The organism is Lapillicoccus sp. (assembly GCF_039935575.1).
Lineage (GTDB): Bacteria > Actinomycetota > Actinomycetes > Actinomycetales > Dermatophilaceae > Lapillicoccus.
Genome location: NZ_JBDTKA010000124.1, coordinates 1 through 22,205 on the forward strand (window position 1 = coordinate 1; position 22,205 = coordinate 22,205).

Sequence of the window (22,205 nt, forward strand, 5' to 3'; positions counted from 1 at the left end):
CTCCCCACCGTGCGCCGGCCAGCTGTCCGGCGATTGCCGCTGTGGTGTCGGCGTCGTCACCGAGGTTAGCGGCACGCAGGACCGCGTCCCGGAAGTCGTCGGCGCCGTCGACCGCCCACAGGGCCGCCTCCAGCGCCCGGACACAGTGCCCGGACCCCTTGATCTCGTGATCGGTCGTGGTCCGGAACGAACCCCGGACGACCTCGTCGATAGCGGGGTCGAGGTCACCCCATACCCAGAACTCCGGCTTGGTGACTGCTGCCCACGACTCGCCCTGGACCAATGCCGCGATCATCGCCCCCATCACCCGGCAGGCGTCGACAGGAGCGCTCGCGTTGTGGGTGGGCAGGCTGGACTCGCCGGATCTCGAAGCAGCTTCGCCGATGTCGGCGAACCAGCGGATCGGGACCGGGGCCAGCCGCATGAGCGAACCATTGGCCTGCATATCGGGATTGATCCTCGGGTCAATTGCCTCGCCGGTTTCCTTGAACCGGGAGAGAGCGGCGCTGGTCGTGTACCCGATGTCGAAACAGCGGCCCGTTGACGACAGGTAGCCGTCGTCGCGCCACATGACGTAGCGCCGCATCTGGTCCTGGAGGTCCATGCCGCCTGTGTCGAGCAGCGACTCCGCAAGGCAGAGGGCCATCGACGTGTCGTCGGTCCACTGGCCCGGTTCGAGGCCGAACGGTCCACCGCCGGCCATGTCCGTGATCGGCTCGACCCGGTCACGCGGCGTGAACTCCAGGGTCGTGCCGGTCGCGTCGCCAGCCGCCAGGCCGAGCAACGCGCCCACGGCTCGATCTTCCCCCGACCGATCCGGCGCCGCTGTAACCATGCTGGCCATTGTGCGCGTCCCCTGCAGGCCGCGGGCATGTATGTCAGGACGTGACAACCCACCACCACGCCCAAGAGTGAGACGAGGTACTCATGAGCCTGTTGTGAACTGCCCGTTTTCTGTAAGAATGCGTCGGCACGTCTGCTGTGTCGTGCGTAACTGGCGGGGAGCTTGAATGCGCAGTACGCGTGCACCTCATCGTTTGGCTCAGGTCTCGGGCAGCCGGAGAAGCGTGACAGCTGCCGTCGCGGCGTCGCTGGCGCTCGCCATCGGGATCATCCCGCTGACGGGTACCCAGGCCTTTGCGGACACGAGCTCACCCACCCCCGGCGCTACGGCCACGGCGACGCCCACCGTCGACCCGACGAACACCACCCAGCCGACAGGCACGCCCACCGGGAATTCAACGAGCGAACCGGTGGCGCCGGCAAGCGCCCGGACTACGGCCGACGCGAGCCCAACAAGCACCACCACACCAAGCTCACCGGTCACGCCGACCCCGACGCCGACCCCGACCTCGACCACGACCCCGTCCGCTGCCGAATCGTCTGCGCTGCGGGCTGCCCCGCTCGTCGTGCCGCCGGCATCTGGCAACAACGCGGTCATCACCGTCAAGGTCGGCTCAGACCGGGTCGGGATCACATCGGTGTCGCCCCTCGCCGGCGTCACGCTCGGCCTGTTCGACACGGCTGCAGCCACGACACCGGTTGCCACATTCGGTACCTGTGTCTCCGATGCTGACGGAGACTGCAGCTTCACCGTGCCCAACACCCAGACAGGTGGTGCGAACCGCGACAAACGGTTCTACGTCAAACAAGTCACTGCGCCGGGCGGGTACTACGCCAATCCGACCTTGGCGGTTGGTACGACCGTGGCATCGACGGCCTACGCGTTCCAGACGGGTACCCAGCTGCGCAGCGGCGTCGTCTACAGGTCGTTGACGGACTTCATGATCGACACGGGCAGTACCAACAACATCGCCTCCGGAGGGATCTGGCCGGACAGTCGAGTCAACCCTGCCCTGCCGCCGGCGTGCGGCCTGAAGGTTGCCATCGTCGCTGACCTGTCGAACTCGGTGACGACCACCGACCTGGTCAACCTCAAGGGAGCGGCGACCACCTTCGTCAACGCCCTGACCGGTACGCCATCGACCGCGTCGTTGTTCACCTTCGCGACAGACTCACCGGCAGCCGGCGCCGTCAACGTCAACCGACCCCAACAGATGCCCGTGTCGACAACCACCGATGCCGCGACGGTCAACGGCTACATCAACGCCTGGGCGCTGCCGGGAGGTCAGGACGGTGGCACCAACTGGGACCGGGCGTTCTCCCAGGTAGCGAACGCGACCCAGCACTACGACCTTGTCGCGGTCATCACCGACGGCAACCCGACCTTCTACTCGACGAACCCGGTGCAGGGTCCAGGCACCCAGACCCGGTTCCGCGAGGTCGAGAACGGCATCTTCTCCGCGAACGCAATCAAGGCCAAGGGCACCCGGATGCTCGCGGTCGGAGTCGGTTCCGCCATCGGCGGTGCATCGGACAACCTGCGCGCCATCTCCGGCACGGTCGCAACCAGCGACTACTACCAGAGCGCCAACTATGCCGCCGCGGGCGCGGCCCTTCGCGCGCTGGCCCTCGGCAGCTGCAAGGGAACGGTTACCGTCGTCAAGCAGGTGCTGCCTCCAGGTACGCCGGCGAACTCGCTGGTCGGAGCGACACCGGCAGGCGGCTGGACCTTCGGGGCGACGGCGACGAATGGCGTCACGGTCGCTCCGGCAAGCGGCCAGACGGCCGCCGGTACGGGAGCCGTCAACTTCAACCTCACCTTCCCCGGCGGCATTGCGAGCGCCGCTGTCACCGGCACCGAGACCCAGCAGGCTGGGTACACGCTGCATCCGGTCAACGGCGCCAACGCCGTGTGCACCCGCCTCGACACCGGTGCGAGCGCGCCGGTGACCAGCTCCGGAGCCCTCGGGTTCACCGTCACCGCAAGCTCCACCTACCCCATTAGCTGCACCGTCTACAACACCGCGCCGCAGCCGCCGGCGCAGATCGTTGTGTCTAAACGGTGGAACGTCAACGGGGTCTTCTACGACGAAGGAAACCAGCCGCCAGAGCTCGTGGCCGCACTGCAGCTCAACGGATCTGCGCAGGACTGGAGCACGCCGCGCGCGGGGTTCCAGGCGGGGAACCTGGTGTCGGTCGACGAGACGTCCAGCGTGGCAAGCACGTCCCTGTGCACCCTCACGAACCGGCGGTTGACGAACAGCAACGGATCCGTTGTCGACCTCGCATTGCCTTATACCGCGGCGCTTCAAGCGGGTCCGAACTCCTACCAGATCACCAACACAGCCACCTGCCCGTCGCGCCTGACCCTGGTCAAGACGGTCGTCAACGGCCCTGCCGCCGCCTCCGCCTGGACCTTGAGTGCGACAGCGCCCACCGGTGCAATCGCCGGCCCGAGTGGGACAACCGGTGTCAACGCTCTGGTGAGCCCCGCCGTGAACTACCCGCTCGCCGAGTCGGCCGGTGACCCGCGTTATGTGCAGATCGCCGCCCCCGGCGCGACCGCGATCCCGGGCTCGACGATCAGCTGGTTCTGCGTGCAGCTCAACCCGAGCACCGGGGCGGTGATTCCCGGATACGCCGACGGCCTCAACGGTGGTGTCTCGGTCCCACCCGGGTTCTCGGTTCGCTGTGAGGCCAGGAACGTCACCACCCAGGTCACTCTCATCAAGCAGGTCGTGAACGCCCACGGCGGGACTGCCGTATCCTCCGCCTGGACGTTGACCGCCACTCCGACGGGCGCGGTGCCCCCCGGGCTCGGGCCGCAGTCAGTCACCGGCAGCCTGGCTGGGGCGTCGTTCTTCGTTCGCCCCGGGCAGACATACGGACTCTCTGAGTCGTCGATCCCGGGCTATCAGCTCACGTCCCTGACGTGCGTCATCTCCAGCGACCCGGGCGTCCCGCGCGCGGCGACCCAAGTCACCCTCAAGGTCGGTGAGCAGGCGGTCTGCACGTTCGTGAACACCGACCAGCCGGCGACCTTGACGCTCGTCAAGACGGTGACGAACGACAACGGCGGGACGGCAGTGCCGACAGCCTGGACACTGACCGCTGCCGGCCCCACCGCTGGCGTGTCCGGTCCGACCGGTTCAGCGCCCGTGACCAACGCGCCTGTCGCGGCGGGGACTTACACCCTCTCCGAGGGTGGCGGTCCGTCCGGTTACGCCGCCGGTGCCTGGTCCTGCGTCGGTGGGACGTTGACCGGCTCCAGTCTCGTTCTCGGAGTCGGGGTCTCGGCGACGTGCACCATCAACAACAACGACCAGCAGGGCCAGCTCACACTGGTCAAGACGGTGACCAACGACAACGGTGGCACCGCGACGCCCCTCGCCTGGAATCTGTCGGCCGCTGGCCCCACTCCCGTCGTCAACGTCAAGACGGGGACCACGACACCGGTCAACGCCGGCACTTACACACTGTCGGAGTCAGGCGGCCCGGCGGGGTATACGGCAGGCGCGTGGTCGTGCACGGGCGCCATAGCAAGCGGCGCAAGTGTCGTAGTGCCCAACGGCGGCACCGTGACATGCACCATCAACAACGATGACCAACAGGCGCACCTGACCCTGGTCAAGACGGTGACAAACGACAACGGCGGTACGGCAGTGCCGACGGCGTGGACGCTTGCCGCGGCTGGGCCGACAACCGGCGTCTCTGGTGCCACCGGTTCGGCCACCGTGACGAACGTGCCGGTCAACGCAGGTGCGTACGCGTTGTCCGAGTCCGGGGGGCCAGCTGGCTATGCCCCGAGCGCGTGGTCCTGTACCGCCGGCACGTTGACCGGCTCCAGTCTCGTTCTTGGAGTGGGCGTCTCGGCGACGTGCACGATCAACAACAACGACCAGCCCGCGAAGCTGACCCTGGTCAAGACCGTGACGAACAACAACGGCGGCACATCAGCGCCCAACGCGTGGACCTTGACCGCTGCCGGCCCGACACCGATCAGCGGCACGACGGGCTCACCCGCCGTGACCGCCGCGCCGGTCAACGCTGGCACCTTCACGTTGAGCGAGTCGGGACCTGCGGGTTACACCGCTGGTGCGTGGTTGTGCACCGGGGCCACCGCCACCGGGGCCACTGTCGTGGTTCCGAACGGCGGAAGCGTGACCTGCACCATCAACAACGACGATGAGGGTGCGGTACTCACGTTGATCAAGGTGGTTGACCCCGCAGCCTCGGGCTCGGGCAAGGTGCCGGCCGACTGGACCTTGACGGCGACGCCGCAGAACATCCCCGGCCAGCCCGACGTGGCCGGTAACGGCGACAACACGAGCCCCGGCGGCGTCAACCAGGTCTCGGTCTTCGCAGGCGCCTACGCCTTGAGCGAGGCAGGTCCGGGCGGCTTCACCCCCGGAGCATGGGTGTGCCAGGGCGGCGTCTACAACGGGACCACCGTCACGGTTCCTCTCGGCGGGAACACGACCTGCACGATCACCAACACCGCGGTCACGCCGACGCTGACCCTGGTCAAGAAGGTCCTCAACCAGGCCGGTGGGACGGCGGTCCCTCGCGACTGGGCGCTGAGCGCGGCGGGCCCGTCGCCGATCACCGGTCGTGACACCGACGCGTCCATCACGGCAGCGCCCGTCAAGGTCGGCACCTACACCTTGACCGAGGCCGGCCCCGGAGGCTACGCCGGGTCTGCCTGGGTGTGCATCGGATCAGCTTCCTCGACGGCAACCTCGGTGACATTGACCGAGGGCCAGGACGTCACGTGCACCATCACCAACACCGACATCCCGGCGAAGCTGACTCTGGTTAAGACGGTGACGAACGACAACGGCGGCACCGCGGTGCCCTCTGACTGGACGCTGACAGCGGCGAAGGCGACGGCTCCCACGAAGACGGTGACCGGAGCTGGCAACTCGCCGGCCGTGACGAGCCAGACCGTCCCGGCGGGCTCGTATGCCTTGTCGGAGTCGACAACGCCGGCTGGCTACACGCCGTCGTTGTGGACCTGCACGAACAACGGCATCGACCTGCCGGTGACGTCAGCCGCGGTGGCGGTGCCGTTGGCCGGCAATGTCACGTGCACGATCACCAACACGGACGTCCCAGCGACGCTGACGCTGAAGAAGGTGGTGGTCAACGCCAACGGCGGCACAGGGGTGCCCTCTGACTGGACGCTGACGGCGGCGAAGGCGACGGCACCCACGAAGACGGTGACCGGACCTGGCAACTCGCCGGCCGTGACGAGCCAGACCGTCCCGGCGGGCTCGTATGCGTTGTCGGAGTCCGGTGGACCGGCGGGCTACATCGCGTCGCCATGGACGTGCACGAATGGTGCGACGAGCATCCCGGTTACCGACGCGTCGGTGACGGTGCCGTTGTCCGGCAATGTCACGTGCATGATCACGAACACGGACGTGCCCGCAGCGTTGACGTTGAAGAAGGTGGTGGTCAACGCCAATGGTGGGACGGCCAACGCGGACCAGTGGACGTTGACGGCGGCGAAGGCGACCGTTCCGGCGAAGACGGTGACGGGACCGGGGAACTCACCGGCGGTGACGAACCAGACCGCCCCGGCGGGGTCGTATGCGTTGACCGAGTCGGGTGGCCCGGCCGGGTACACCGCGTCGTTGTGGACGTGCACGAACAGCGGCATCGACCTGCCGGTGACGTCAGCCGCGGTGGCGGTGCCGTTGGCCGGCAATGTCACGTGCACGATCACAAACACGGACGTCGCCGGCACCTGGGCGATCAGCAAGGCGAGCAACCCCCCGACTGGTTCTACCGTCCAGCCCGGTGACGTCATTACATACACCGTGACGGCGCAAAAGCTGGCCGGTCAGGACCCGCGGAACGTCGTCGTCAACGACGACCTCTCGGCCGTCCTGAACAACGCGACGTTCGTCGTCGGCAGCATCACTGCGAGTACCGGCACCTCCACCCTCACCGGGATGACGCTGGCCTGGACGATCCCGCAACTATCGGGAAGCCAGACGGTGACGTACCAGGTGAAGGTCAACGCGGGCGCATCCGGAGTGACTCTGCGCAACGTCATCACGAGTCCTGGCTCGAACCCGTGTGTGACACCGGCCGACCAAGCGGCTCGTGCCCTGGCTGCCGTCCCGGCGGCGGCCGACGCGCCGGACTGCACGACGACCACACACGACACGCCCGCGTGGAGGATGGTCAAGTCCAGTGACCCGACGACGGGTTCCACGGTGCCGGTGGGCAGCACGATCACCTACACGCTCACGGTGACCAACACGTATGCGCCCCCGGTCACCGGAGCGGTCGTCACAGATGATCTGTCGGCCGTACTGAACCACGGGACGCTGGTGGCCGTGCCCGCCGGAGCGACGCTGACCGGGACGACGTTGACCTGGGCGCTGCCGACCCTGGCAGCGCTCGGCGACACGGCAACGCTGACCTACCAGGTGAGGCTGAGCGCCGACGCCTACTCGGTGACGGTCACCAACGTTGCCACCCCCGGGGCGGGTGGCACCTGCACGGTCTGTTCGACGACGCACCTGACGTCGGCACAGACAGTGGTGCCGCCGATCCCGCCAGTCCCGCCCAACCCGGCACTGCCGAATACCGGTTCGAACCCCGCCCCGATCCTCTGGTGGGCAGCGGTCCTGCTCCTCGTCGGCGCGGCAGCAGTGCTCTGGTCCGGGCGCCGCCGAGTCGCTGCCCAGCACTCAGATAGCTGACCGATCTGCGTGAAAGGTTGCACCCCTCATGAGGGGTGCAACCTTTCACGCAGACAGAGCCTGGCTCATCTGCGCAGGCGTGCCTGCAGGCGGCTGGTGTCCCCGGACGTCCAGCCGGCCGCAGTGAGAACCTGTTCGGCTCCGCCCGCGGCCCTCAGTGCGGCCAGCAGCCGGCGCATCGTCTCGCCGCGGGGAGACTGCTCGTCGACGGTCTTGCCCACGAGGTTGGCCGCGTAGGCCTCGCGTCTGCGGAGGCGCTCGAGGATCTGTGGCACCCGCTCCGCGGACAGCTCGAAGTCAGCCACCACCGCGTCGTCCGCCGCCCCGGCCAGGCTGAGCGCCACGCCGACGATCGTGCCGGTCCGGTCCTTACCCGCCGCGCAGTGGACCACCACGGCGCCCGGAGCATCCGCGATAGTGCGCAGTGCCGCCACCACCGAGTCGGGCCGGTTCGCCAGGTAGCCGAGGTAGTGCTGTGACCAGAATGCCTCGTGCTCCGGTCGCTCGGCGGCGACACGCTGCACCTCCTGGTCCCGCCGGTCGTCCCCGACCATCGGGTCCCGCACCCAGGGCAGCGCTCGCTCGGTGGTCGGGATCCCGGTCTGCACCGTGTCCTCGGTGTAGAGCGTGTGATGGTGGATGGTGACGCGCGGCTCGGCGACCAGCGGGCCGTCGCCCTCCTTGGCGACCTCGACGTGGGTGCGCAGGTCCACGACGTCCGTGAGGCCGAGTTCGTCCACGAGGTGCCGGACCGCAGCCGGGGAAAGCTCTTGCAGGTTGTCCGACCGGATCAACCGCCCCGACGCGATCGTCCCGCCGTCGGTCGTGGGCAGTCCGCCGACGTCACGCATGTTGACGACGCCGTCCAGCTCGATCCAGGCGGGAACAGTCGAGGCGGGGCGGTGGGCATCGGTTGTCACCCGAGGACACTACGACTCTGCTCCGAGGTCGGCACGGCCAGCGCTTCGATGTCGCTTCCAGCGACGAGCCCCTCGCACAAAGGTGAAGGCCCCGGAGAGTATGAGTCTCCGGGGCCTTCGGCGGCGAACCAAGGTCCGCCGCAGGGTGTCTGAGGTCTGACCCTCAAACGCGTCCGAGGTCTGACCCTCGAACTCTGTCCAGACGAGTCTGGACAGCCCGATCGTCATCCCAATCGCGTTCTCCCTGAAGAGAACTCGGTTGTTCAGATGTTCGGTGCGCCTCCGGAGAACCGGTGGCGTGGGTTATGTCTAGCCCTCCGGCTGCGCTTCGCGCAAGAGTCGGTCCCGAACTTTTTCGCTCCCCCGACATACCCTCGGCGTGTCGCTCCGGACACGCCGTCGAGTCAGCCTCACGCGGTGTCGGACAATGGGGTCATGCCCGGCGCGCTGCCCGAGGGGGAGCCCTCTCCCACGACAGGCGAGCTCCCGGCCGAGGCGACCGCGACGCTCGGCGAGCGCCCGTTCGGCGTCTACGTCCACGTGCCGTTCTGCTCAGTCCGGTGCGGTTACTGCGACTTCAACACTTATACCCTCGCCGAGCTGGGAGACGGTCGTGTGCCCGGTGCGAGCACCGCGACCTTCGCGGACGCTGCGCTCGCCGAGCTCGACCTAGCAGCTCGTGTCCTCGGCCCGGACGCACCGACTGTGGACACCGTCTTCGTGGGTGGCGGTACCCCGACGCTGCTCGCCTGGCAGGACCTCGTCAGGGTCCTCGACGGCATCGGCACCCGGTGGGGTCTGTCGCCCGGCGCGGAGGTCACGACCGAGGCCAACCCTGACTCCGTGACGCTCGAGTCCCTGCAGGGGCTCCGGGCCGGAGGTTTCACCCGCGTCAGCCTGGGGATGCAAAGCGCGGTGCCGCACGTGCTTCGGACCCTCGACCGCACCCACGATCCCGAAAACGTGGTCCGCGCCGTCGTTGCCGCCCGCGACTCAGGTCTCGACGTCAGCCTCGACCTCATCTACGGCACACCGGGGGAGAGCCTCGCCGACTGGCGTACCAGCCTCGACGCCGCGGTGGCCCTCCGCCCGGACCACGTGTCGGCCTATGCGCTCGTCGTCGAGGAGGGGACCAAGCTCGCCGCCCAGGTGCGGCGCGGGGACGTCCCAGCGCCGGAGGACGACGACGAGGCGGCGAAGTACGAGCTCGCCGACGAGCTGCTGACCGCGGCGGGTTTCGGTTGGTACGAGGTGAGCAGCTGGGCGCGCGGGCCGCAGTTCCGGTGCCGGCACAACGTCGGCTACTGGGGGGGCGGCGACTGGTGGGGCGTGGGTCCCGGCGCGCACAGCCACGTCGGGGGAGTGCGCTGGTGGAACGTCAAACACCCCGTCGCGTATGCCGACCGGCTCGCCGCGGGGGCGTCGCCGGCCGCGGCCCGGGAGATCCTGACGACGGAGCAGCGGCACGACGAGGAGGTCCTGCTCGGCGTCAGGCTGGTCGACGGGTTGCCCGTGGACCGCTTGGACCGGGCGGGGCGAACGGCGGTTGCCGGCCTCGTGGCCGAGGGTCTCGTGGACGGCCGCGTCGCACTGGCTCAGCGCCGAGTGCGGCTGACTCGGCAGGGGCGGCTGCTGGCGGACACTGTCGTCCGGCGGCTGCTCGGCGTCGGCTGACGCTCGCCCACCCCCGCTTGCGTCCGACGAAGTGGTGGCCAGGGCCACCACAACGTCGGACGGATGGTGTGCCGGGGGCGGTGCGTCCGACGTAGTGGCGGCCAGGGCAACCACAACGTCGGACGGATGGTGTGGGGGGGCGGCTGCGTCCGACGAAGTGGCGGCCAGGGCAACCACAACGTCGGACGCAAGCGCGGTGCTAGGTCAGTGCAGCTGCAGGGTCAGTGCAGAACCGGGATGGAGAACGGGTACGCGTACGCCTCGCCGTTGCTCGCCCGGATCGCGCCCTTGATGTGGCAGAACAGTGCTGCGACCCCGGCGACGACCCACACGATGATCCCGACCGGGAACAGGACCACGGTGAAGATGCAGACCCAGCCGACGATGATCAGCAGCCACACGGCGAGGTTGAAGTTGAAGGCCCCAGCAGCGGCCTGGCGGGCAATCGCGCTGCGGTCCTTGTAGAACACCCAGACCAGGAGGGGTCCGACGATGCTCAGCCAGCCGGCCGAGACCACCGCGGCGATGAGCGCCGACAGGTGCGCGAGGATGCTCACGCTCCGCTCGGTCGCGCTGCTGAGCTGTCCGCCCGCGGGGGTGGGACCGACTGGGGGCTGGCTGGTCATGGTGTCCGTCCTGGTGACGTGGTGGTGCGGGATGGTCCCCGCTGACACCATTGTGGACGCCACCGAGGGCGCGGGCGCTCCGTCCGACCCGGTTTCAGGGTCGGGTCAGGGTCGGGTCAGGGTGAGTCCTGACCCTGAACCGGAGCCGTCACAAAGTCGACGAGCTCCTCGACGCTAGCCAACAGGCTCGGTTCCAGGTCGGCATAGCCGCGCACCGACCCGAGGATCCGTTTCCAGGCGAGGGCGATGTCCGTCTGGCTCTCGTGCGGCCACCCCAGGGCGGCGCAGATGCCGTGCTTCCACGACTGGCCCCGCGGCACGACCGGCCAGGTCGGCAGGCCGAGGCGTTCGGGTCGGATGGACTGCCACACGTCGACGAACGGGTGGCCGAGCACGAGGACATCGCCCCGCGCCTCCGGCTGTCGTCGCACCGCCTCCACCACTGCCGTCTCCTTGGTCCCCGGCAGCAGGTGGTCGACGAGGACGCCCATCCGTCGCCCGGGGCCAGGTCGGAACGCGCGAACCACACCCGCGAGGTCGTCGACACCGTCGAGCAGCTCCACCACGACGCCCTCGACGCGCAGGTCGTCACCCCACACCTTCTCGACCAGCTCGGCGTCGTGCCGGCCCTCCACGAACAACCGAGAGCCCGAGGCCACTCTCGCCCGGACCCCGGTCACCGCCGTCGAGCCGCTGGCCGTGCGGGCCTCCCCTCGGCGCGCCGCGGCCAGGGCCTCCGCTGCTGCCCGTACGGGCGCGACGAGCACGACGGGCGCGCCCTCGAGCAGGTAACCGGGTCCGAGCGGGAACCCACGCGTGCGGCCGCGGCGGTCCTCCAGGTGCACCACCTGCATACCGCCGGCTTTCTCGACGCGGGTGACCGCACCGCACCAGCCGGTGTCGACCTCCTCGACGACCAGCCCGGGTTCCGCGGGGACCTCACGCGGCGGGGGGCGGCGAGCCCGGCGCCAGTCCCCGGCGAGGACGTCGCCCCCGTAACGATCCATCACGCCCCCATCCCTTGTCAGCTTGTTCGCGATATCCGCTTCGGGAGCGTATGCAGCCCGTCCCTCGTTGTCCGTACGCCTCGCCGAACGGGAGGCATCCGAGCCGAACACGTAGACTTGGCACTCCGGTATGCCGAGTGCCAAGCACCCTCGCCTGGCACCGGTACGGAGCGAGACAGCTGGGCGAACGGAGGTGTGTGGTGAGCGACGACCGTCGGCTGCAGGTGCTGCGCGCCATCGTCCAGGACTACGTCCGCACCTCCGAGCCCGTGGGGTCCAAGGCTCTCGTCGAGCGGCACCAGCTCGGGGTCTCGGCCGCGACGGTGCGCAACGACATGGCCGTCCTCGAGGAGGAGGGCCTGATCCACGCGCCGCACACCTCCGCCGGCCGGGTGCCGACCGACGCCGGCTACCGCGTCTTCGTCGACCGGCTGAGTGCCGTCAAGCCGATGACGCCTGCGGAGCGTTCGGCGATCCGCACCTTCCTCGTGGGGGCGGTCGACCTCGACGACGTCGTCGACCGCACCGTCCGACTGCTCGCCACCCTGACCAGACAGGTCGCCGTCGTCCAGTACCCGAGCCTGACCCGTTCGACGGTCCGCCACATCGAGCTCGTCCCGCTGGGACCGGACCGGCTGATGATCGTCCTCATCGTCAACACCGGCCGCGTCGAGCAGCGTGTCGTGGCCGCACGCGGAGCTTTGGACGGGGAGGGCGGTGAGGCTTTTGTGTCCCGGTTGCGTTCCGAGCTCAACACCGAGGCCGTGGGCCGGCCGTTCAGTGACGCAGGGGCCCGCCTCGTGCAGCTGCCGGACCGGTTCCCCGAGAACGAGCGCGAGATCGTCGCCGCGGTCGTCCGCACCCTCGACGACGCGCTGGTGGAGGAACGGGAGGAGCGGGTGGTCCTCGCCGGGACCTCGAACCTCGCCCGGTTCGGCACCGACTTCCCGCTCACCATCGGCCCGGTACTGGAAGCCCTCGAGGAGCACGTGGTCCTGCTCAAGCTGCTCGGCGCGCTCGGCGAGGACGGCCGCAGTGGCCGTGCGTCGGACACGGTGGCGGTGCGCATCGGGCACGAGAACCCACACCAGGGGCTGACATCCACGTCCATGGTCTCCACGGGGTATGCCGCCGGGACCGAGGTCGTCGCGGGCCTGGGAGTGCTCGGTCCGACCCGGATGGACTACCCCACGACGATGGCCACGGTCCGTGCGGTCGCGAGGTATGTCTCCGAGATCCTCGACCCCTGAGGCCGCCCGCCTTCCCACACCCCGAAGACAGCGCACGACGTTTAGCAGAACACTGCGAAACAGTGCAGAACAACGCAGAACAGTGCAGAACAGGGACATCAGTTGAGCGACTACTACGCAGACCTCGGCGTCACCCACGCGGCGACCGAGGAGGAGATCAAGCGGGCCTACCGCAAGCTGGCGCGCAAGCTGCACCCCGACGTCAACCCGGACGCCGGCGCCGGTGAGCAGTTCAAGACGGTGTCACAGGCATACGACGTCCTGTCCGACCCCGAGAAGAAGCGCGCCTACGACATGGGGGCCGACCCCTACGGGGGCGCTGGCGCCGCGGGATCCGGCCAGGGGTTCAACTTCAACGACGTCATGGACGCCTTCTTCGGTGGGGGTGCCGCCGGGACCCAACGGGGACCCCGGTCGCGGGCTCAGCGGGGACAGGATGCGTTGGTACGCCTGGACATCGACCTTTCTAAAGCGGTCTTCGGTTCCGACGAGGACCTGACCATCGACACGGCGGTGGGCTGCAACACCTGCAAGGGCAGCGGGTCCCAACCGGGCACGGGCACGGTGACTTGTTCGGTATGCAACGGGGCCGGTCAGGTGCAGAGCGTGCAGCGGTCCTTCCTCGGCCAGGTCATGACCAGCCGGCCGTGCGGGAACTGCCAGGGTTACGGCACCGTGATCCAGCACCCGTGCTTCGAGTGCTCCGGCCAAGGTCGGGTCCGCACGCGTCGCACCCTGAAGATCCGGGTCCCCGCCGGTGTCGACACCGGCACCCGGATCCAGCTGGCCGGTGAGGGCGAGGTCGGCCCTGGGGCGGGGCCGGCCGCGGATCTCTACGTCGAGGTCAACGTGCGCCCGCACGGCATCTACAGTCGGCGCGGAGACGACCTGCACTGCACGGTCGAGCTGCCGATGACGGCGGCTGCTCTCGGGACCACCGTCTCCCTCGCTACCTTCGACGGAGACCGCGACCTGGTGGTCACGCCGGGGACCCAGCCAGGAGAGATCCACACGCTGCGTTCGCTCGGGGTCACCCACCTGCGCGGCGGCGGGCGCGGCGACCTGATCGTGCACAGCAATGTGCAGACTCCCACGCACCTCACGGAGGAGCAGGGGCAGCTGCTGCGCGATCTGGCCACCCTGCGGGGGGAGGAGCGGCCCGAGGGGCGTCTCGCACCCCTCGAGAAAGGCCTGATGGGCAAGCTGCGCGACGCCTTCATGGGCAAGTGAGCCCGGGAGTGACCGGAGTAGTGGGAGTAGCGGGAGGGGCAGCAGGGGCGGGAGTCCCGTGACGGGGCGGATGTTCCTGGTCGCGGCTACGGAGCTGGCCGACGCGCATACCGGATCTGTCGTCGAGGTCGGGGGCGACGAGGGACGGCACGCCGTCTCGGTCGTCAGGATCACCGCAGGGCAGCAGGTCCTGCTCTCCGACGGCGCCGGCCGCCGCGCCGAGGTCGTCGTGATCGATGCCTCTCCGGGCCGGTTCTCCGCCGAGGTGCTCGCCCTGCACGAGGCCCCCGAGGCCTCGCCCCGGTTCGTGCTGGTCCAGGCGCTCGCGAAAGGAGACCGGGACGAGCAGGCGGTCGAGGCCGCGACCGAGCTCGGTGTCGACGAGGTCGTCCCCTGGCAGGCCGGCCGCAGCATCGTCCGATGGCGGGGCGAGGCCAAGGAGGAACGCGGGCGCCGGCGCTGGGAGGCCGTCGTGTCCGCCGCCACGAAGCAGTCCCGTCGGGCCCGCGCGCCCCTCGTCACCTCCGTCCAGTCGACGACCGGGCTGGTCGAGCGCGTCGGGCGGGGCGGGTTGACGCTCGTCCTGCACGAGGAGGCGACCCGGCCACTCGCGGGCCTGGCACTGCCCGACGACGGCGAGGTCCTGGTCGTCGTCGGTCCCGAGGGAGGGATCGCGCCCGAGGAGCTCGCCGCCCTGACGGCTGCCGGAGCGGTCGTCGTGCGGCTGGGTTCGGACGTGTTGCGGTCCTCGGCCGCCGGCCCGGCGGCCCTCGCCGTGATCAGCGCGGCCTCTCGCTGGCGCTGACCGCACCGACCTCACGCCGGTGACGCCCTCCTCAGGAGACCCGGAAGGGAACCAGGAGCTGGGAGGCGACACTCCCGTCGGCGGCGCTGGACTCGATCCCCACGAACGTGTAGTCACCGGGAGCCAGCGTCCCGAGGTCGACCGACCAGCTCCCCTGCTGCGGGCAGCCGGACGAGGCTGTCGTGAAACCCTTTCTGACGACCGCGGCGCCCTGCCGCAGCTGCCAGCCCACCGTGGCCTCGAACACGCATGCCTGCCCGGTGACCACCACGCGAGCCGTGGCCGCCACCGTCTGTCCCGCAGACGGGTTGTCGACCCAGATCGGTGCGATCTCGTCAGCCAGACGGGCGTCGGCCGGCCGTTTGAACACGTTGGCCGGGACGGATTCGAAGATGACACCTCCGGTCGCCCCGATGAAAACCGGAGCACTCTGCTGCGCGACCGCGGTCGCAGTCCAGACCAGCTGCTGCACCGCCATCTGCTGCTGCTCGGTGGTGAAACCGGCCTTGCCGGGGTTGCTCAAGATGACGCGGATCTCCGGGTCGTTGCGGCTGACGCTCTGAACCGTGGTCCCGGCGGGCCAGGCGCTGACGAAGCCGTTGGGGTTGGGGTCACTCGGAGAGAGCGCGAGGTCGAGCGCCGCCGTGATCCGGGCGTTCAGGTCATCTGGGGCGCTCACCTTGGTCGACGCGAACTCCCGCACCAGCTGCCACTTCCCGACCTTCGCTCCCTGCGAAAACGACTGGATACGGAAGACAGGAAGGGCGACCGCGGCGGTCGCGCCTCCGTTCGGGACGGAGGTCCCGCCGGTAGGGCTTCCGACGCTGGTGCTGCCGGCGGTGGGGCGCGTCCCGGTGGTGGCCGCCGTGCTCGGCGCCGCCGCGACCGTGCCCACCGGCACGGGCGTCGTTGTCCCCGGGCGCACCCCCAACCAGACCAGAAGGGCGACAACGGCCACCGCCGCCGCCGCGCCGACCGGTGGAACCCACTGCGGCAGCCGGCCCGGGGAAGACCGTCCGGTTTCGGCCCGGATCTCCTCCAGCCGGTATGCCGGAACCACCCCGTCTGCCTCTCGACCCAAGGCCGCCCGGAGCCGGTTCTCCACCTCGTGCTCGTCGGCGGGATCGCGCGGTCCGGTGCTCATGCGGGGTCTCCTTGGACACGACGAAGGGTGCTGATGGCGCGGTGCGCGTGCACCTTGACCGAGCCCGACGAGATACCCAGCGCATCCGCGATCTGGAGCTCGCTGAGATCCGCGTAGTACCGCAGAACGACGACCTCCCGTTGCCGCGCAGGGAGGGTGTGCACCACCTCGAGTAGCGCGAGGTCATCAGCACGCCGCACCGCCGACGCCTCGGCGCTCTCCCCGACGGCTCGTCCGGGCAGGTCCGCCGAGGCACCAGCCGCTGCGAGATAGCGGTGCTCAACCGTGCGGTGCCGAAATCCGGAGCGGCAGCCGTTCACGACCGCCCGCCTCAGGTAGGCCAGCGCCGTCCCGTCCTCGCGCAGCCTGGCGAGCCGCGGGTAGGAGGCGACGAACGCGTCCTGCACGACGTCCTCGGCCCGAGCGGAGTCCCGGACCAGCACGTAGGCCAGCCGCACGAGCGGGACCCAATGCGTGGCATACAGCTCGGTGAGCGCGTCGTCGGCAGCCTCCTGCCGCGCGGCTGGCGCCGTCGGCCCGCGATCGGCCATGGTCAACCTTCCCATGCCCTGTTGACGCGCCAGGTGAGCGACGCGTTGACAGGAACCTATGGTCACTTCCATGATCGCGCCCATGTGCCTCTTCTGCAGGATCCTCGAGGGCCAGGTCCCGGCCACCACGGTCGCCGAGACGCCACTGTCCCTGGCGTTCCGGGACATCGACGCCAAGGCCCCCACCCACGTCCTGGTCATCCCCCGCAGGCACGTCCCGGACCTCGGTGAGCTCGCGGAGTACCCCGACGAGCTCGCCGATGTCGTGGCCTTGGCCGCTCGGGTTGCGGACGACGAAGGTCTCGACCACGGCTACCGGATGGTGGCGAACACCGGCGCCGGTGCGGGTCAGACGGTGTTCCACGCTCACCTGCACCTGCTGGGCGGGCGGGAGCTGACCTGGCCGCCCGGCTGAGCCGACACCACAGGTCCGGCCCGCGGACCAGCCCCGTGGTGAAGACCGTCCCCGTACAATCGAGTCACGATGACAGAGACCGCCCTTGACTGAGACCGATCCCGCGAGCGGCTCGCGGCCGACTCACACGATCACCATCCCGCCGTCGGTGCCGATGGTCACGCTGCTGGGCCCGCGGGACGAGCTACTGAGGACCATCGAGCGCGCCTTCCCTGCCCTCGACGTCCACGTCCGAGGCAACGAGCTGTCGCTGCGCGGACTGAGCGCCGACGTCGCCCTCGTGGAGCGTCTCGTCGACGAGCTGCTGGTCATCATCGAGGCTGGGCAGCCGCTCAACCGCGACGCCGTCGAACGCTCGATCGGTATGCTCCGCAGCCAGACCCACGAGCGCCCGGCCGACGTGCTGACGATGAACATCGTCAGCAACCGGGGGCGCACGATCCGGCCCAAGACGCTGAACCAGAAGCGCTACGTCGACGCGATCGACAGTCACACGATCGTCTTCGGGATCGGTCCGGCTGGCACCGGCAAGACCTATCTGGCGATGGCCAAGGCCGTCGCCGCGTTGCAGGCCAAGCAGGTCAACCGGATCATCCTGACGCGGCCCGCCGTCGAGGCGGGAGAGCGGCTCGGGTTCCTGCCCGGCACGCTGAACGACAAGATCGACCCTTACCTGCGCCCGCTCTACGACGCCCTCCACGACATGGTCGACCCGGAGACAATCCCGCGGCTGATGGCCGCCGGGACGATCGAGGTGGCTCCGCTGGCATACATGCGTGGACGCTCGCTCAACGACGCGTTCATCATCCTCGACGAGGCGCAGAACACCTCGGCCGAGCAGATGAAGATGTTCCTCACCCGGCTCGGTTTCGGCGCCAAGATGGTCGTCACCGGTGACGTCACCCAGGTCGACCTGCCCGGCGGCACGATCTCGGGGCTGCGCCAGGTCCGGGGCATCCTCGACGGGATCGACGACATCCATTTCATCGAGCTGACGTCTGCTGACGTCGTCCGGCACCGGCTCGTAGGAGAGATCGTCGACGCCTACGACCGTTGCGACGCGGAGGCGGGGGAGCGGCGCGGCCGGGACAGGAATGACCGGCGGACCGAGGGAGACCGAGACCGGCGTCGGCAGAGCCGCGACGAGCCCCGGGCCGGTACCCCGTGAGCATCGAGGTGCTCAACGAGACCGAGTTCGCTGCGGACGAGCTCGAGCTCCTCGCCCTGTCGCGCTACGTGATGAGCGAGATGAAGGTCCACCCGCAGGCCGACCTGTGCATCACCCTGGTCGACGAGCCGGCCATGGAGACCCTGCATGTGCAGTGGATGGACCTGCCGGGTCCGACCGACGTCATGAGCTTCCCGATGGACGAGCTGCGCCCGGGCGGTGACGACGCCGAGCCGGAGGAGGGTGTCCTCGGGGACATCGTGCTGTGCCCCGGCGTCGCGGCGAAGCAGGCTACCGAGGCCGGCCACGCCACGGAGGAGGAGCTGCTGCTGCTCACCACCCACGGCATCCTGCACCTGCTCGGGTTCGACCACGCCGAGCCGGACGAGGAGCGGGAGATGTTCGAGCTGCAACGCCAGCTCCTGCTCACGTTCCTGGCCGCGCGCGGCCGGCCGGTCTCCTAGGCACGGACGGAGCCGGGGACGTGTTCACCCAGATGGTGTTGTTCGCGCTGCTGAGCATCGCGATCGCCTTCGTGCTCGCGGCCGCCGAGGCGGCGATCTTCCGGATGTCCCGGGTGCGCGCGCAGGAGCTGGCCGACGAGGGACGCACGGGTTCGCGGTCGCTCACGACGGTGGTCGGTGACTCGGCGGCATACCTGGCGGTGCTCGCCTTCCTGCGCGTCGTCGCCGAGGCGACCTGCGCGGTGTTCATCACCGTGGCGGTGCTCGAGCTCGTCCAGGCCAAGAACCTCGCTCTGGCGATCGCGATCGTCGTAATGGCCATCGTGTCGTTCGTCATCGTCGGCGTCTCACCGCGAACTCTCGGCCGGCAGAACTACGACACGGTCGCCCTGTGGGCTGCGCCGTTCGCGGTCGGGCTGCGCAAGGTCCTCGGGCCGGTGTCGCGGGTCCTGGTCGCCCTCGGCAACGCCGTGACACCTGGCAAGGGCTACCGGGAGGGACCGTTCCAGAGCGAGGCGGAGCTGCGCGACCTGCTCGACATCGCCGGCGACTCGGCAGTCATCGAGGACGACGAGCGCGAGATGATCCACTCGGTCTTCGAGCTCGGCGACACCGTTGTCCGCGAGGTGATGGTTCCCCGCACCGACATGGTGACGATCTCTCACGACCGGTCGCTGCGGCAGGCGATGTCGCTGTTCCTGCGGTCCGGGTTCTCGCGGATCCCCGTGGTCGGCGACAACAGCGATGACACGCGGGGGCTGCTCTATCTCAAGGACGTGGTGCGGCGCACGTATGCCGACCCCGAGTCCGCGCAGCACCCCGTCGACAGCGCGATGCGGCCGATGCACTTCGTGCCCGAGAGCAAGCCGGTCGACGACCTGCTGCGCGAGATGCAGCGTGACCAGAGCCATTTCGCGATCGTTGTGGACGAGTACGGCGGCACGGCGGGTCTGGTGACGATCGAGGACATCATCGAGGAGATCGTCGGCGAGATCGACGACGAGTACGACCGGGAGACACCGGGGGTCGAGACTCTCCCCGACGGCTCACTGCGCGTTCCGGCGACGATGAGCATCGACGATCTCGCGGACTACTTCGACGTGACGATCGACGAGGAGGAGGTGGACAGTGTCGGCGGGCTGCTCGCCAAGGCCATCGGTCGGGTGCCCATCCCCGGCTCCCACGCCGGGGTGGCAGGTCTGTCACTGACGGCGGAGCGGATGGCCGGTCGTCGGCACCGCATCGCCTCGGTCATCGTCCATCGAATCGAGGCGGACCCGGCCGAGCCGCCCGAGCCGCCCGAGCAACACGAGACCTCACACCGTTCCGAGCGCCAGCGAGAGGGGGCGGACTCGTGACCGAGACGCCGACATACCGGGCGGGGTTCGCCTGCCTGGTCGGCCGGCCGAACGCCGGCAAGTCCACCCTGACCAACGCCCTCGTCGGCCACAAGGTCGCCATCACCTCGTCGAAGCCGCAGACGACCCGCCACACGATCCGCGGGATCGCGATGAGCGAGCACGCACAGCTCGTACTCGTCGACACCCCCGGGCTGCACAAGCCGCGAACCCTGTTGGGGGAGCGGCTCAACCACCTCGTTCGTGAGACCCTGCTGGAGGTCGACGTCATCGGGTTCTGCCTCCCGGCCGACCAGAAGATCGGCCCCGGCGACACCTACATCGCGGCCGAGCTGGCCGAGCTGCAACGTACCCGGCGCCGCCCCGTGGTCGCCATCGCAACCAAGATCGACACCATCGAGCGACCCAAGCTCGCGGAGCACCTCATCGCGATCGACCGTCTGGGTTCGTGGGACGAGATCGTGCCGTGCTCGGCCATCCGAGGGGACCAGGTCGAGGTGGTTCGGGACGTGCTGGCGAGCTACCTCCCGCACTCGCCGCAGCTCTATCCCGACGGCGTACTCACGGACGAGACCGACGTGGTGATGATCGCCGAGCTGGTGAGGGAGGCGGCGCTCGAAGGCGTTCGCGACGAGCTGCCGCACTCGTTGGCGGTGGTGGTCGAGGAGATGGTGCCGCGACCTGACCGGCCCGACAACGACCCGCTACTCGACCTGCGCGTCAACGTGTTCGTCGAGCGGTCCAGCCAGAAGGCGATCGTGATCGGCCGGGGTGGGTCCAGACTGCGCGACGTGGGGACGACCGCACGGGCGGGCATCGAGGCGCTGCTCGGTCAGCGGGTCCACCTCGACCTGCATGTCAAGGTCGCCAAGGACTGGCAGCGCGACCCGAAACAGCTGCAGCGCCTCGGTTTCTGACCTACACATGGGGATATCGAGCTGATCAGCAGGGCGCCGACGGAAGACGCCCAGGCGCAGTGCCGCCTCAGCGTCTGGCCGACGACCCGGTGAGCACCTTGACCGTGACCCAGGCCTGCTGGACGGCGCCCGCCTGCGCACTCGTCGCACCGAACCGCTGCTTCGCCGCGGCGATGGTCAGGGCGGCAAAGCCCGCGAAGTCGACGTCCTTGTTGATCGTGCCTCCGGTGAGCACGTCGTACCAGACGGCGCCGGCCCCCTCCCAGCTACGGCCGCCGATGCCGGTCGCCGCCAGGTAGAACGCGCGGTTGGGGATGCCTGAGTTCGTGTGAACACCGCCGTTGTCGTGCGCTGAGTCGTGCGGCAGGTCGACGTATCCGTCCATGTCTGCCGGCTGCGGGTCCTTGCCGAGCGTCGGGTCGTCGTACGCGGTGCCGGGAGCCTTCATCGAGCGCAGGGCCACCCCCTTGACCCGCGACGTGAACAGGCCCTGGCCGATCAGCCAGTCAGCGGACGCCGCGTCCTGCCCAAGGCTCATCTGCTTGACCATCGAGCCAAAACAGTCGGAGACCGACTCGTTGAGCGCCCCCGGCTGGGCGACATAGGTCAGGCCCGCCGTGAACTGCGTGACGCCATGGGTCAGCTCATGCCCGATGACGTCGACACTGGACGTGAACCCGTTGAAGTAGGTGCCGTCACCGTCTCCGAACACCATCTGCGAACCGTCCCAGAACGCGTTGTCGTAAACCGTGCTGTAGTGCACCGTCGCGATGAGCTCGAGACCCTTGGCATCCAACGAGTTGCGTTGGTATGCCTGCCAGTACAGCTCCCAAGTGGCGCCCAACCCGTCGTAAGCCTGGTTGACCGCCACGTCCGTGCTCACCGGAGCACCCTCGGCGCGGACCTCCGAGCCGGGCAGGGTGGTGCCGGTCTTGGCGTCGTGGATCGACCGCTTGACCGTCGGCGTCGAGGCCGCGCCGTGTCGGTGCGGCGCGGCAGGCGCGTGGACGTGCGGCGCCCGTGGAACGGTGCCCGGAGCGAGGAGACCGCCCCGCTCGCCGCGCCCCCGCTCGGTGAAGACCTCGCGTCGCCGGCGCAGCTGCGCGTCGCCGACGAG

At 69.3% G+C, this 22,205-nt stretch carries 18 protein-coding genes; 10 read left to right on the forward strand and 8 right to left on the reverse strand.

Annotated elements, in window-relative coordinates:
- Both ABI385_RS14940 and ABI385_RS14945 read right to left on the reverse strand, forming a co-directional pair.
- Nucleotides 1–793: ADP-ribosylglycohydrolase family protein (locus tag ABI385_RS14940; RefSeq protein ID WP_348104552.1), on the reverse strand; the 793-nt coding region annotated here is incomplete at its 3' end.
- Nucleotides 794–1,042: 249 nt separating this feature from the next.
- On the reverse strand, nucleotides 1,043–1,441 hold the full coding sequence (locus tag ABI385_RS14945) for a hypothetical protein (protein ID WP_348104553.1): 399 nt from the start codon (nucleotides 1,439–1,441) through the stop codon (nucleotides 1,043–1,045).
- A gap of 40 nt (nucleotides 1,442–1,481) precedes the next feature.
- Here ABI385_RS14945 and ABI385_RS14950 point away from each other — a divergent pair, with 40 nt between their 5' ends.
- Nucleotides 1,482–7,559: a hypothetical protein gene (locus ABI385_RS14950; protein ID WP_348104554.1), complete on the forward strand. Its 6,078-nt coding sequence runs from the start codon at nucleotides 1,482–1,484 to the stop codon at nucleotides 7,557–7,559.
- Nucleotides 7,560–7,624: 65 nt separating this feature from the next.
- On the opposite strand, the gene ABI385_RS14955 is transcribed toward ABI385_RS14950, so the two are convergent.
- The gene (locus tag ABI385_RS14955; RefSeq protein WP_348104555.1) at nucleotides 7,625–8,479 is read right to left on the reverse strand and encodes a tyrosine-protein phosphatase; all 855 of its coding nucleotides are present in this window, start codon (nucleotides 8,477–8,479) and stop codon (nucleotides 7,625–7,627) included.
- 435 nt (nucleotides 8,480–8,914) lie between these two features.
- On the opposite strand from ABI385_RS14955, the gene hemW reads away from it, so the two are divergent.
- Nucleotides 8,915–10,153 (forward strand): radical SAM family heme chaperone HemW, encoded by a 1,239-nt coding sequence (gene hemW / locus ABI385_RS14960; protein WP_348104556.1) that lies wholly within the window; start codon nucleotides 8,915–8,917, stop codon nucleotides 10,151–10,153.
- A 221-nt stretch (nucleotides 10,154–10,374) separates the two neighbouring features.
- Here the strand turns inward: hemW and ABI385_RS14965 are convergent, their stop codons facing one another.
- Both ABI385_RS14965 and ABI385_RS14970 read right to left on the reverse strand, forming a co-directional pair.
- The gene (locus ABI385_RS14965; RefSeq protein ID WP_348104557.1) at nucleotides 10,375–10,779 is read right to left on the reverse strand and encodes a DUF4870 domain-containing protein; all 405 of its coding nucleotides are present in this window, start codon (nucleotides 10,777–10,779) and stop codon (nucleotides 10,375–10,377) included.
- 116 nt (nucleotides 10,780–10,895) lie between these two features.
- Nucleotides 10,896–11,789, reverse strand: coding sequence for a DUF3097 domain-containing protein (locus ABI385_RS14970; RefSeq protein ID WP_348104558.1), 894 nt, complete (start codon nucleotides 11,787–11,789; stop codon nucleotides 10,896–10,898).
- Between the two features lie 197 nt (nucleotides 11,790–11,986).
- On the opposite strand from ABI385_RS14970, the gene hrcA reads away from it, so the two are divergent.
- From hrcA to ABI385_RS14985, 3 genes are all read left to right on the forward strand, one after another.
- Nucleotides 11,987–13,036 (forward strand): heat-inducible transcriptional repressor HrcA, encoded by a 1,050-nt coding sequence (gene hrcA / locus ABI385_RS14975; protein WP_348104559.1) that lies wholly within the window; start codon nucleotides 11,987–11,989, stop codon nucleotides 13,034–13,036.
- 102 nt (nucleotides 13,037–13,138) lie between these two features.
- A complete protein-coding gene (gene dnaJ / locus ABI385_RS14980; RefSeq protein WP_348104560.1) occupies nucleotides 13,139–14,266 on the forward strand; it encodes a molecular chaperone DnaJ in 1,128 nt (375 codons plus the stop codon).
- 58 nt (nucleotides 14,267–14,324) lie between these two features.
- Nucleotides 14,325–15,071, forward strand: coding sequence for a 16S rRNA (uracil(1498)-N(3))-methyltransferase (locus tag ABI385_RS14985; protein WP_348104561.1), 747 nt, complete (start codon nucleotides 14,325–14,327; stop codon nucleotides 15,069–15,071).
- 31 nt (nucleotides 15,072–15,102) lie between these two features.
- Here the strand turns inward: ABI385_RS14985 and ABI385_RS14990 are convergent, their stop codons facing one another.
- Complete coding sequence (locus ABI385_RS14990; protein WP_348104562.1) at nucleotides 15,103–16,215, reverse strand: Gmad2 immunoglobulin-like domain-containing protein; 1,113 nt, start codon at nucleotides 16,213–16,215, stop codon at nucleotides 15,103–15,105.
- Entirely contained in the window at nucleotides 16,212–16,766 is a 555-nt protein-coding gene (locus tag ABI385_RS14995) for a SigE family RNA polymerase sigma factor (RefSeq protein WP_348104563.1), read from the reverse strand. Before ABI385_RS14995 ends, ABI385_RS14990 begins: the two co-directional genes overlap by 4 nt.
- 70 nt (nucleotides 16,767–16,836) lie before the next feature.
- Between ABI385_RS14995 and ABI385_RS15000 the strand changes: the two genes are divergently transcribed.
- From ABI385_RS15000 to era, 5 genes are all read left to right on the forward strand, one after another.
- Nucleotides 16,837–17,181: a histidine triad nucleotide-binding protein gene (locus ABI385_RS15000; RefSeq protein ID WP_348104564.1), complete on the forward strand. Its 345-nt coding sequence runs from the start codon at nucleotides 16,837–16,839 to the stop codon at nucleotides 17,179–17,181.
- 85 nt (nucleotides 17,182–17,266) lie between these two features.
- Nucleotides 17,267–18,349, forward strand: coding sequence for a PhoH family protein (locus ABI385_RS15005; protein WP_407068287.1), 1,083 nt, complete (start codon nucleotides 17,267–17,269; stop codon nucleotides 18,347–18,349).
- On the forward strand, nucleotides 18,346–18,813 hold the full coding sequence (gene ybeY / locus ABI385_RS15010) for an rRNA maturation RNase YbeY (protein WP_348104565.1): 468 nt from the start codon (nucleotides 18,346–18,348) through the stop codon (nucleotides 18,811–18,813). The genes ABI385_RS15005 and ybeY overlap by 4 nt, the downstream gene beginning before the upstream one ends.
- A 32-nt stretch (nucleotides 18,814–18,845) precedes the next feature.
- Nucleotides 18,846–20,171, forward strand: coding sequence for a hemolysin family protein (locus tag ABI385_RS15015; protein WP_407068289.1), 1,326 nt, complete (start codon nucleotides 18,846–18,848; stop codon nucleotides 20,169–20,171).
- On the forward strand, nucleotides 20,168–21,088 hold the full coding sequence (gene era, locus ABI385_RS15020; protein WP_348104567.1) for a GTPase Era: 921 nt from the start codon (nucleotides 20,168–20,170) through the stop codon (nucleotides 21,086–21,088). Before ABI385_RS15015 ends, era begins: the two co-directional genes overlap by 4 nt.
- A gap of 67 nt (nucleotides 21,089–21,155) precedes the next feature.
- On the opposite strand, the gene ABI385_RS15025 is transcribed toward era, so the two are convergent.
- A partial coding sequence (locus tag ABI385_RS15025; RefSeq protein ID WP_407068288.1) for a M4 family metallopeptidase occupies nucleotides 21,156–22,205 on the reverse strand: 1,050 nt, incomplete at its 5' end.

Excerpts from the sequence above, each read along its gene's own strand:
- ABI385_RS14945 (WP_348104553.1), bottom strand. The coding sequence starts at position 1,441 with ATGACCGCGTTGTTGCCAGATGCCGGCGGCACGACGAGCGGGGCAGCC.
- ABI385_RS14965 (WP_348104557.1), bottom strand. The coding sequence starts at position 10,779 with ATGACCAGCCAGCCCCCAGTCGGTCCCACCCCCGCGGGCGGACAGCTC.
- ABI385_RS14995 (WP_348104563.1), bottom strand. The coding sequence starts at position 16,766 with ATGGCCGATCGCGGGCCGACGGCGCCAGCCGCGCGGCAGGAGGCTGCC.
- ABI385_RS15000 (WP_348104564.1), top strand. The coding sequence starts at position 16,837 with ATGATCGCGCCCATGTGCCTCTTCTGCAGGATCCTCGAGGGCCAGGTC.
- ABI385_RS15015 (WP_407068289.1), top strand. The coding sequence starts at position 18,846 with ATGGTGTTGTTCGCGCTGCTGAGCATCGCGATCGCCTTCGTGCTCGCG.
- hemW (WP_348104556.1), top strand. The coding sequence starts at position 8,915 with ATGCCCGGCGCGCTGCCCGAGGGGGAGCCCTCTCCCACGACAGGCGAG.
- ABI385_RS14990 (WP_348104562.1), bottom strand. The coding sequence starts at position 16,215 with ATGAGCACCGGACCGCGCGATCCCGCCGACGAGCACGAGGTGGAGAAC.